Genomic DNA, 10,743 nt, shown 5'->3' on the forward strand with positions numbered 1-10,743 from the left:
ATTTACTCCGACACCACGTCCTTTCCCGCCGCCTTGGATCGATACAGCGCTTGATCGGCGCGTGCCATCAAGGCGGCAGGGGCCTCACCCATACGACGCTCGACCACACCCAGGCTCAGGGTCACTTTGAAATCGCCCACGGCAGGGATCTCGGTGATTTTCTGCCGCACGCTTTCGGCCAGTTGCTTGGCCGAATCGAGGGTGCTTTTGGGTAGCACCACCATAAACTCGTCACCGCCCCAGCGCGCCAGCAAATCACCGGGCCGCACACAGGCTTCCAGGTTTTCCACTACCCGAATCAAGGTCCTGTCGCCGACGCCATGGCCGTGTTGGTTATTGATCGGCTTGAAGTCATCGATATCCATGGCCACCAATGCCAATGGCACGCGGAAGCGCTCGGCGCGCTCACATTCCTCCAGCAGCACTTTTTCCAGGCGATACCGGTTGGCGATACGCGTCAGGGCGTCCTGTTCGGCCAGGGAGCGGTTCTCATCCAGCTGCAATTGCAATTGCTGATTGACCCGAGACAATTCACGGGTGCGTTCGGCCACCAGAGCCTCCAGCGATTGATTACGCTTTTGCAGCTGTTCGATGGAGTTCTTGCGGGTGTGAATATCGCGGTGGGCGCCGACCATGCGGGCTACCGAGCCGTCAGGGTTACGTGCAATGACGTAGCCCCGGTCTTCGATCCACAGGTAGCTGCCGTCTTCTTTTCGGCAGCGGTACTCGGCCTGGTAATGGGGGGCGCGCTGATTGATGTAGTCATCAAACACGGCCATCACGCGGGGGTAATCCTCGGCGTGGATCACACTCTCCCAGGTGAACACAGTGTTTTCCAGGGAGTGGCGGGGGTAACCCAGCATTTCGTACCAACCGGGGTTGCGGTAGACGAAGCCGGTATTGGCGTTCCAGTCCCAGATGCCATCGCTGACCAGTTCCATGACGGCATGCAACATGTCGGCGTTGAGTTCGGAAAAGTCATTGCGCAGCGGGTTATTGCCGGAGGTATCGTCCATCTTTGCGCTTCCCTGCGTGTGCTGGTTTATAAGGCCAGTCTTCGTTGACGCCGATACTCCGTGGCTGGCGCTACTGTACATCGGGACTTGCGCGGTTTGAATAGGGCGGCTGTGCTGCTTTAGATGTATGGCTATGAGCCATCTATGCTGCAGTGCAACACTATTTGCTGAATTTACGTGGGCTGAGTTTCACGTCATCACCGGTCATGTATTGGTGTTCGGTAAAAGCCGTACTTCCACCCGCTGGCCCAAAGCTCTTGCAGCACTCGCCAGGGTTGCCAGAGTCATGCCGGCATCGTTTTGATCCAGCGCCCTATCCACAGCAGTGCGGCTGGTGTGCATACGTTCTGCCAGCGCTTTCTTGCTGACTTTCTGTGCCTTCATTGCTTGCGCCAACTGCCAGGCGATAACACGCTTCAATGCGGCAGCGGAGACTTCTTCTATGAGCCCGTCGTCACTGAGAAAATCATCGAAGTTTGAGCCGATATGTTTATTCATGGTGGTCCCTCAAAGCTTGCTCTTACGACGCCTGGCAGTGTTCAGGTCCACTGACGTCGTTTTCTGGCTCTTTTTGATAAAGCCGTGCAGCAACACAATTTCGCGGTCAACTAACGTAAAAATGACCCGTGCAATGTTCTCATTGAGGTCACTTCGTATTTCCCAAAGGCTGTGCTCCAGCTTTCGAACCAGCGGCATTCCCAGCGGCCATCCAATCTGGACTGCTTTGATGTCAATGCCTATGAGTCTGCGTGACTCCCTTGGCAGTTCCAGCAGCCATTCACGCACCGGCTCGTTGCCAGCCTGCGTCCGGAAAAACGCGACGCTCAACATGAGAGGTAAGTCGTTCACAAGAGTGCACCAAAATAGGTTCATACGGCAATCGACGATTGATGAAGCTTTTCGCGAAAAGCGGTCAGAGCCTGGCACTTTTTTTTGTGAGCGATGGATGTTGAAGGTTTTCTGAAAATTACAGCAAAAACAGGTGCTTATGATTTTTCCGCAAAGTGAGTGCGAGTGTGGCTTTGCATGTGTAAGAAAATTTACTCCGGCGCCAGCATCCTCGTCCGAGGCTTTCCATCGGCGTTGTGCTGGTAAATCGCCTCCGGTTGGCCGTGGTCGTTGAAAAACACCTGACCGATGCCCGCCGAGTTCCACAGCCGTTCGCCCGCTTCGGCATGTTCCGGAATATGGGGCACCACCTGCATGGTACGGCGGCGTGTGAACCAGTTGAGCGGTGAGCGTGGTGAGTAGAGCCAGCGGTTCAGGCGGTCGAACCATTCCAGCAGGCGTGGGGGGAACTCGTTCTTGATGCCGCTGCTGGTGATCTGCCAGATTCTCGGCCCGCCGTTGCGGTGGCGGATGAGCACTTCGTAGACGAACGAGTAATGCACGTCGCCCGAGAGGATCACGTAGTTACCCGGCGTGCGCGAGTGGCGGAAGATGTTGAGGATTACCTGGGCGGCGCCGCGATGGGCCATCCAGTTTTCGGCGTCTACCAGCAGCGGGTAGCCGCACCAACTGAACACCTTCTGCACGGTTTCGATCAGCTTGACGCCAAAGATCGGCGCGGGCGAGACGATGATGGCGCAGGGGTGGTCCAGCAGTTCCTGTTGCAGCTCGCTCAAGGCTTCCCAGTCCAGCAGGCCGGAGGGCTGCTTGAGGGTGAACTCGCTGCGCCAGCGGCGGGTACGGGTGTCGAGCACCACCAGGGCCGGTGTGGTGGGCAGCACGTAATGCCAGTGCTGGAATTTCAGCAGCGCTGCCAGCAGGCCATCTTGCAGGGCGGCGTCCAGATGGTTGCCTTTAACCTGGTTGGCCAGTGCCTGGGTTTGGCTCAGCAGCTCAGCAAATACATCTGGCTGGTTGCCCCAACCCTGGCACAGCAGGTAGGCGAGCAGGGCATTGCCGATAATGCGCCTGGAAAACGGGTGGCCGTAGGCGGTTTCCTCCCATTGGGCACTGAGGTTCCAGTCGTCGGTGATGTCGTGATCGTCGAAGATCATCAGCGTCGACAAGTGAGCCAAGACCCGTGCGGCGCCCGGCAACCCGTGTCGGAATTGATCAATGGGCACCTGTTCGCGGGCGTAACGCTGCTGCTCTTCGACGCTCAGTTGCGGTGGTTGGGGCGTGATCAATTGCCAGGGCGTGGGCGACCAGGCCAGCAAGTACATTGCAATGACCTCGGCAAAGCTCACCAGGTGATTGTCGGCCGTGCTGCTGGTGAAAATCGGCTTCTTGACGCCACCAAAAAACCGCTCGCGCAGGGTCTCGTTGCTGTCCAGCGCCGGGAGCAGGTCGGCGCGATGGTAATAGCTGGCGCGGTGCCCGTAGAGGCTGGCGCTGTCAGTCACCACCGCACCCTCCAGGTATTCGTTGAACAGGCCCAGTCGCGCGATCAGCGCATGAATCGCGCGCAGCATCGGGCCGGCGACATCGTCGGCGTAGATCTGGTCACCGCTCATCATCAGCAAGGCCGGGCGTTCGGCTGGCGTGTGTGCGTCGGCCAGCAGGCGGTCGATGCACAGCAGGCCGTCGTCGGCTCGGTGGTGCGGTTTGCGGCAGGAACCGTGTACCAACTGGTGGATACGGCTGTGCAGCACGAAGTTCGGCTGCCGGGCGTCGGCATACAGCAGGTGCGGCGCCCACTCGGCGATGCCCAGGTTGTCGATCAGCAGGTCATAGCCGATGACCACGTCCAACGGCAGGGCGTCGTCCAGCGCCACGTCGAGCAGGTGAATGAAAGCGTGGCGCCCCACCGGCACGACTTGGCATTGGCCTTGATCCAGGCGGATATCGCGGCTGTGTTCGGCAACGTGCAGCCTCAAGGTCGGCGACAGTTCACGGCTTGCCACTAACCACAACACCAGGCGGCGAGGCTCCAGCCGCCGTAACAGCGGCCCGGCAAGAACGGCGGGCAGTGTGCCTGCTTCAAGCATAGGGATGAGAACTCTGTGCAGGAAAGGCCGGCAGGTTAACCCACCGGATGTCAGTGTTTTGTTAAGGGATGGCGGGGGCGGGATGGCTTGCCCCCGCCTTGCATAGGCTAGAGCAGATTGCCCTTGCCCAGGCTTTCCAGGTTGCCTGAGCGGTTGTCCTTGTCTGGGGCATTTGCGCCGCTCAGGCCTGTGGCTGCCGCCTGATCGGAGCTTGGCTTCGGCGGTTGTGGGGGCGGCGTGGCGTTGGTCAGCTGGATAGTGTTGATGTAGTTCAGGTTAGCGCTGAGAAAAAAATCCATTGGGGTGTGCTCGGTAAGGCCAGGAAAGTGTTGTTGCGTTGCGAACGCGCACAGAACTTACAAAGCCTTGGCTGGCGCGGCTATACACGCGTTGGGTCAAAACGTGACAAGGCCACCGGCCACCAATCCGTGGCGGGCGAGACGCCCAGCGCCAGGGTGGTGTGCTGCCGGTATCGCCAGCCGGCCTGATGTGGAGAGCAAGCCCGCTCGCCACATCAAGTGCACTTGCCGCTGTCAGGGGTGTACCCCCTCAGTTCCCCTGGGCACCGTAAAGCGAAACTCGCTGCCCCGGCCGACCTCACTGTGCGCGTCGATTTGGCCGCCATGGGCCTGGACGATGCCCTGAGTGATGTACAGCCCCAAACCACTGCCGGTCGGGTTGTTTTCGGTCTGGGTCCAGTAGCGATCAAACACATGCGGTAACTGTTCAGGCGCAATGCCTTCGCCGGAATCGCGCACCGAAAACACGATTTCTTCGTCATTGCTCATGGCGCTCACGCCGATGTTTCCCTGGCGCGGGGTGAACTTGATGGCGTTGCCGATCAGGTTCGACAACACCTGGAACAGGCGCTCAGGGTCCCCGTTGATCTGCAACCCCGGTTCCGCGTTGAACGACAGCTCGATGCCTTTCTCCATCGCCAGCGGCGCGAGCAGGGCATAGGCTTCTTCAAACATCTGGCTGACGTCCAGCACCACCGGCTTGACCACATAACGGCCCGCCTCGATCTTCGAGGTGTCGAGCAAGTCTTCCAGCAGCACGTTCATGCGCCCTGCGGCCTGTTGCATGGTGTCGATCGCCGAAGAAATACGTCGCGAAGTGTGCGGGCCTTCGGAGCTGAACGCCTTTTGCATCATGCCGCAGAGCATCGAGATAACGGTCATCGGATTACGCAGGTCGTGGGACACCACGGCCACCAGGTCATCGCGCGCGCGTACGGCTTGTTGTTCGCGCAACACTTGGCGGGCGAGGTCATTTTCCAGGGCTGAACGGCGCAGGTCGTTGGCAGCAAACCGGTCACCATGGCTCCATTTGGTGGAGATGCCGGCCATTTCCACTTTCCAGATTTCAAACGAGGTCCGTGGGCGAAGGCGCAAGCCAGCGTCTGACTCTTCCAGATTCAACGGCTTGTCCGGGTTGCCGCTCCAGTTGATGTTCTCTTTGACTTCCGGGCGAAACCACAGCACGCCGTTATCCACAGGCTTTGGCAGGCTCATGGCCAATACGCCACTGGCCACGTGCTGGAACTCGGCGGCCGGCGGGTACACCGAGGTCAGGTTGTGGCTGGAAAACACCGGTTCGCCGCTGGCTTGCAGCCATGCGTGCAGCGCGCGAATCTGCTCGGGCTGCGGGCAGTTGCCGTAACGGTGCAACTGTTTGTCCTCGATGATTGCCACGCCGCCCGACAGGGTCAGGTCCATCAGGACTTGCGGCTGCTGGGCCAGGCCGTCGAACACGTTTTGTTCGGATGCTTTCATCGCGCGATCAAGCAGGGCCAGGGCCTCGACTTTTTCGTCGCGTTGGCGGCTCAGGTCCAGGGCTTCCATGGCGCTGATCTGCAACGACAGCACCTGGCCGATGGTTTGGCAGGCCAGGCGCAGGTCATTGGGCACCAGCAGTGGCTCGCGGTTACCGCAACTGATCAGGCCCCAGAGCTTGTCGCCTGCCATCAAGGAGATGCTCATGGACGACAGCACGCCCATGTTCTGCATGTACTGGCAGTGAATCGGCGACACGCTGCGCAGGGTCGCAAAGCTCAGGTCCAGCGGTTGGCCGGTGTCCGGGCGCAGCTTGGGCAGCAACGGCACGGGCTCATAGGCGGCATTCGGGATGATGCGTAGCCAGTTGGTGCGGTACAGCTCGCGGGCCTGCTCGGGGATGTCGGACGCCGGAAAGAACAGCCCGTTAAACAGCTCCATGGACGGCGCCGAGGCTTCGGCGATCACCTGGCCATGGCCTTCCTCTTCGAAGCGGTAGATCAGCACCCGGTCATAGCCGGTGATGGCCTGGATTTCATGCACGCTGATTTCGTACAGCGCTTGCAGGGTTTTCGCTGACTGCAGGCGTTGCAGCATCTTGCCCAGATCGCTGGTGCGACCCTTCAGGGCTCGCGGTTTGAAATCTTCCAGGCGCGGTTCGAATTCGAGCACCAGCACCTCTTGATGGCGGTGCAGCAGGCCTTCGAATTGCGCGCCGTTGAAGGCAACATGCAGCGCTGGGCCGTCGGAAAACGTGTTGTGTTCAGCCATGGTCTGCACGGCTTGAGCATGTTCTGCGCCCATCAGCGTGTGCAGCGGCTGACCCAGCAGCGACTCGGGCGTGTGACCGAACAGGCTGCCAACGTTGGCGCTGACCTGAATGATGCGCAGGTCCGGCTCCGACAACGTCAACAGCACGCCATGGGGCTGTATCGCGCCGGGGGTGCGGATGGGTTCGTCGGCACAGTTGGCAAGCAGTTCTTCAAAATCTTCGGGTTTCATAGCAGTACCTCCTGGCTGACGAGCCAATGCTCGAAGCCGCTGAATGTCGAACAAGCTGCCTGCACTGCGCGCTGTTTGGCGTGCGCATCCAGGGGTTGGCGGCTCAGGTAATCAAGAAAGTCTTTCCAGCGTCGACCGGTCTCGGCGCCGTACACATTGAGAAACGCGCCGCCGTGTTCGGCGTCGATGCCCAGGCGCTGGGCCATTTCCCGGCGCAGCACCTGGCCACCCAGGGTTGCGCCTTCCAGTACATAGAGGGCACCGAGGCAGGCAGCAGGGGTCTCGAACAGGGGGAGGCTGGAACAACGGGGCAGGGCGGTGATGGCGTCGTCAGTCAACCCAAGGGCGTAAAGATCGTGCAGGAGTGTGGGCGTTTTCACACGCAATGACGTATCAAATCCATCGGGGATCAAGCCACTGTCATACAGCGCGGCTTCCATCGGCTCATAAAAACCGTAGTACGCCTGAAGCAATCGTCGGTACCAGTCGGCATCCAGACGCTCGGAAAAAAACGGCAGGCGTTTTTCCAGCGCCACATGCAGCAAGCCAGTGCCTGAACGTAACGCTTCCAGCAATGAGGGCGCACTGACGTCAGGGGCCTGTGAATGCATTCAATGAGCTCGAACTGTGGGCCTTTCGGCCATGAATGACGCTGTAAATGGGCGACGATTCTACACAACTCATTGCCATCACCTGTGCGCACTAGGCGAAAAGGCTGACCGGCGGATCAGAAAAGTCACTCCTTGCGTGATTAATGACCACGGAAAAGCACCTCAAGTTCGCTTTCAGTGATATCGCGGCGATATCAGTGCAGGGACATACCCTGTTGGTTCAGCGCCGTTTGTACGCACTCAACCAGGTGTTCGGCGCTCCACGGCTTGGGTAAAAAACGCACGGAGCCGCCCAACTGCGCCGCCAGCTTGATATTGCCGGAGGTCAGCACCACGGGCACAGACGGCCAGCGATGCGCCACCACCTTGCTCAAGTCATAACCATTGAGCAAACCGGGCATCTGGATATCACTGACAATCAAATCCACGGGGTCGTCGCCGCGCTCCAGGTAAATCATCCCTTCATCCGCCGAAGGAAATGACGTGACGTGCGCCCCGAAATCCTCCAGTACATCCACCATTAACGAGCGAATGATCTCGTCGTCTTCCAGCACTAAAATCGATGGCTGAGCCATGATCCTTACTCCACCATCAGGGTTCAGTAAGGTGGAGTGGGGCGGGCGTGAATAGGTTCGATTGGATATATTCCGGGCGATGGATGGTCGTTTTAGAGCGGTCAGGAAGGCGTTGCCCGCAGCGGCATACGTCGCTTGCAGGCATAATCGCCCCACCGTTGCCTGATGTGGAGCCTTCATGAAGCACGCCTTATTGACCCTCGCCCTGACTCTCACCACCGGCCCGGCTTTAGCGGCAGGTGATGCCGAGGCCGGCGGTAAGCTTTTCAGCAAGACCTGCGGTGGTTGCCACAGCATTGGCGAAGGCGCGCGCGGCGGCTTCGGTCCGCAGCTTAACGGCATCATCGGCCGCCCTGCCGGCACCACCACGGACTACCAGTACTCCGACGCGATGAAAAACTCGGGGGTGGTCTGGACCCGCGACAAACTCGCCGCCTATATCGAGGCGCCAAAAAAAGTCGTCAGCGGCACGCGCATGATCTTCTGGGGCATCAGCGACCCGCAAAAGATCGAAGACATCCTGGCCTACCTCGAAACCTTCCAGCCCAAATGATCACTCGCGCACGTTCCTGAACAGCATCAACCGCGCACTTTCATGCAGCCCGCGCGTCAGGCCCTGCAGGCGTTGAAACTCCTCAGGGTGCTGCTCGGCCACGTCTTCGCGAGGTGTTTGCGACGCCAGGTCATGCAGGGTTGGTGAACTGCCGTCGTGTTGCATCTGCAACAGGAAGTCCTGAGTCACGCCGCCGATAATCGGGAACGTGCCCTCGTGCAACACCAGTGGCACCACACGTTCGCCTTCCGGGGCCGGCTGCTGGATGTCGCGGCCCATCGCGCCAGTGCGAAAGGGGATGCCTGCCATGCCGGCGACTGTCGGCAACAAATCCGCAAGGCCCACCGCCTCTTCAATCACCCGTGGTTGCAGGCCCGGCGCGTGGATCAGCAACGGTACGTTGTTGCTTTCCAGACCCAGTTGCTCGAAGGCCGGCGCCATGTGCGGGATCTGGCTGATGCGGGTGTTGTGGTCGCCGAAGAACACAAAAATGCTGTTGTCGTACCAGCCGCCGGCCTTGGCGATGTCCATCAGGCGGCCGATGTTGAAGTCCAGCAAACGCACTGCGTTGTACTGCTCGACGCTGCGCGAGCCAGCGGCCTGGGCCTGTTCCAGGGTCACGTCTCTGACCTGGAAGCCGTCGTTCTGCTTGGGAATGGTGAACGGGCGATGGTTGCCGGAGGTTTGCACGTAAGCGAAGAACGGCCTGTCCTTGGGCACGGCGCGCAGCAGTTGGTCGCCCTCCTTGAAGAGGTCCAGGTCAGAGATGCCCCACACGTCCACCCGCGGTGAGCGCCAGTAGCTTTCGTCAAACAGCTGCACGCCATCGATGCTTTGGCGGATCAGCGCATTGATATTCGCCCAGCCAGCGTTGCCGTTGATCATGTAGAACTTCTGGTAGCCCTCGAACGCGTTGATCAACGTGTGCTGCCGCGTGATCAGCGGGTTACGCGTGGCGGTCTCCTGGCGGGTCACATCGGGCACGCCGGTGATGCTCGCCCACACGGTTTTGGCGGTGCCGGTGACGGGCACATAGAAGTGTTTGAAGAACCAGCTTTGCGTTGCCAACGTGTCCAGGTTCGGTGTGGGGTTCAGCGGGTTGCCGTAGGCACCGACGGCGCTGGTGCCGAGGGATTCGAGCATCACGAAAATCACATTGGGCGGGCGCTCGCCTTGCAGACGGTAGGGTTGCACGCCTTGTTCGCGGGTGAAATTCAGTTGTTGGGGATCGGGCTGGTCAACGCCCAGATACTCGGCAACCTGCGAATAATGTTCGCGCACTGTGGCTTCATCGAATTGCGCCTGGCCGACCTTGAGCGTGTCGTACAAAAACAGCACCGGGTTCAGGCCCACGGCGGCAACCTGGCTGTTGCCGGAAAAAAACGCATCGCTCCAGCGCAGCGGCACCGGGTTTTCCAGGTTGAGGTTGGCCACGCGGCCAAGCAGCGCCAGCAGCACGGCGACAACGCCGACGACGGCCACACAAGCCACGGCCCATTTGCTGATGACTGTGGGTTCGCGATCCAGGGTCAATCGCTCCAGGCACACCAACGCCCATACCCACAGCGCCACGGCGGCCAGCCAGCAGGCGGTTATCCACAGCACCGGGTAGGTTTCCCACACCATCTGTTGCGAAATCTGTGCGTCTTGCAGGTAGCGCAACACGGTCGCGTTGATGCGCACGCCGAGGTAGGCGTAGTGGCCGAAGTCGATGATATACACCAGGCCGACGACGGCCAGGGCTACGACCAGATAGCCGCGCGCCAGCCAGCGCAGGGCGGGCAGGGTGGTGAGGTTCCAGCGGGGAAGCCAGGCCAGCACGGCCAGTGGCAACATGATCAACACGGCCAGGCGCAGGTCGAAACGCAGGCCGATGCCCAGGGTCTCCGCCAGCGCCGGAGTGTTTAAATCCAGACCGGAAAAGCTGATCAAAAACACCAGCCGCAGAGCCGCCAGCAACGCAAATACCAACCCGATCGCGCCCATGCCGTAGCGCAGGCGGCGTGATTGCAACACACCCATCATTGACCTCTACTCAGTCTCACAAACACCACACAGCAAATGTGGGAGCGGGTTTGCCCGCGATAGCGGTGCTTCAGTGCCAGCGTGGTTGCCTGACACGCCGCATTCGCGAGCAAGCCCGCTCCCACAGTTTGAGTTGCATTAACCGGGTGACTACGCAGTAGCCCGCCAGGAGCGGATCGACCCCATTTGATCGCTCCTTCCCAATTTCCAAAACGACACCACTCCAATGTGGGAGCGGGCTTGCCCGCGA

The 10,743-nt window shown here is 60.0% G+C and carries 10 protein-coding genes; 1 reads left to right on the top strand and 9 read right to left on the bottom strand.

Annotation, left to right across the window (positions count from 1 at the left end):
• Positions 1 to 2: 2 nt before the first annotated feature.
• The 8 genes from AACV02_RS04910 to AACV02_RS04945 form a co-directional block, all read right to left on the bottom strand.
• Entirely contained in the window at positions 3 to 1,016 is a 1,014-nt protein-coding gene (locus AACV02_RS04910) for a sensor domain-containing diguanylate cyclase (RefSeq protein ID WP_119736787.1), read from the bottom strand.
• A 204-nt stretch (positions 1,017 to 1,220) separates the two neighbouring features.
• Positions 1,221 to 1,514 (bottom strand): XRE family transcriptional regulator, encoded by a 294-nt coding sequence (locus tag AACV02_RS04915; RefSeq protein ID WP_119736790.1) that lies wholly within the window; start codon positions 1,512 to 1,514, stop codon positions 1,221 to 1,223.
• A 9-nt stretch (positions 1,515 to 1,523) separates the two neighbouring features.
• Positions 1,524 to 1,865, bottom strand: coding sequence for a type II toxin-antitoxin system RelE/ParE family toxin (locus tag AACV02_RS04920; RefSeq protein WP_119737164.1), 342 nt, complete (start codon positions 1,863 to 1,865; stop codon positions 1,524 to 1,526).
• Between the two features lie 191 nt (positions 1,866 to 2,056).
• Positions 2,057 to 3,952: an alkaline phosphatase D family protein gene (locus AACV02_RS04925; protein WP_119736792.1), complete on the bottom strand. Its 1,896-nt coding sequence runs from the start codon at positions 3,950 to 3,952 to the stop codon at positions 2,057 to 2,059.
• A gap of 107 nt (positions 3,953 to 4,059) precedes the next feature.
• Positions 4,060 to 4,251, bottom strand: a complete 192-nt coding sequence (locus tag AACV02_RS04930) for a hypothetical protein (RefSeq protein ID WP_106578250.1) — start codon at positions 4,249 to 4,251, stop codon at positions 4,060 to 4,062.
• Between the two features lie 234 nt (positions 4,252 to 4,485).
• On the bottom strand, positions 4,486 to 6,729 hold the full coding sequence (locus AACV02_RS04935; protein ID WP_119736794.1) for an ATP-binding protein: 2,244 nt from the start codon (positions 6,727 to 6,729) through the stop codon (positions 4,486 to 4,488).
• Positions 6,726 to 7,340 (bottom strand): biliverdin-producing heme oxygenase, encoded by a 615-nt coding sequence (locus tag AACV02_RS04940; protein ID WP_119736796.1) that lies wholly within the window; start codon positions 7,338 to 7,340, stop codon positions 6,726 to 6,728. The genes AACV02_RS04935 and AACV02_RS04940 overlap by 4 nt, the downstream gene beginning before the upstream one ends.
• 194 nt (positions 7,341 to 7,534) lie before the next feature.
• Positions 7,535 to 7,915 (bottom strand): response regulator, encoded by a 381-nt coding sequence (locus AACV02_RS04945; protein WP_106578253.1) that lies wholly within the window; start codon positions 7,913 to 7,915, stop codon positions 7,535 to 7,537.
• Positions 7,916 to 8,093: 178 nt separating this feature from the next.
• On the opposite strand from AACV02_RS04945, the gene AACV02_RS04950 reads away from it, so the two are divergent.
• Positions 8,094 to 8,468: a c-type cytochrome gene (locus AACV02_RS04950; protein WP_119736798.1), complete on the top strand. Its 375-nt coding sequence runs from the start codon at positions 8,094 to 8,096 to the stop codon at positions 8,466 to 8,468.
• On the opposite strand, the gene AACV02_RS04955 is transcribed toward AACV02_RS04950, so the two are convergent.
• Positions 8,469 to 10,490: an LTA synthase family protein gene (locus AACV02_RS04955; protein WP_119737166.1), complete on the bottom strand. Its 2,022-nt coding sequence runs from the start codon at positions 10,488 to 10,490 to the stop codon at positions 8,469 to 8,471.
• Positions 10,491 to 10,743: the final 253 nt, after the last annotated feature.

This window comes from Pseudomonas sp. Larv2_ips, assembly GCF_963879675.1.
Taxonomy (GTDB): Bacteria; Pseudomonadota; Gammaproteobacteria; order Pseudomonadales; family Pseudomonadaceae; genus Aquipseudomonas.

Coding starts and splice junctions, on each gene's coding strand:
- AACV02_RS04955 (WP_119737166.1), bottom strand. CDS start 10,490: ATGGGTGTGTTGCAATCACGCCGCCTGCGCTACGGCATGGGCGCGATC.
- AACV02_RS04910 (WP_119736787.1), bottom strand. CDS start 1,016: ATGGACGATACCTCCGGCAATAACCCGCTGCGCAATGACTTTTCCGAA.
- AACV02_RS04930 (WP_106578250.1), bottom strand. CDS start 4,251: ATGGATTTTTTTCTCAGCGCTAACCTGAACTACATCAACACTATCCAG.
- AACV02_RS04950 (WP_119736798.1), top strand. CDS start 8,094: ATGAAGCACGCCTTATTGACCCTCGCCCTGACTCTCACCACCGGCCCG.
- AACV02_RS04935 (WP_119736794.1), bottom strand. CDS start 6,729: ATGAAACCCGAAGATTTTGAAGAACTGCTTGCCAACTGTGCCGACGAA.
- AACV02_RS04945 (WP_106578253.1), bottom strand. CDS start 7,915: ATGGCTCAGCCATCGATTTTAGTGCTGGAAGACGACGAGATCATTCGC.
- AACV02_RS04940 (WP_119736796.1), bottom strand. CDS start 7,340: ATGCATTCACAGGCCCCTGACGTCAGTGCGCCCTCATTGCTGGAAGCG.
- AACV02_RS04915 (WP_119736790.1), bottom strand. CDS start 1,514: ATGAATAAACATATCGGCTCAAACTTCGATGATTTTCTCAGTGACGAC.
- AACV02_RS04925 (WP_119736792.1), bottom strand. CDS start 3,952: ATGCTTGAAGCAGGCACACTGCCCGCCGTTCTTGCCGGGCCGCTGTTA.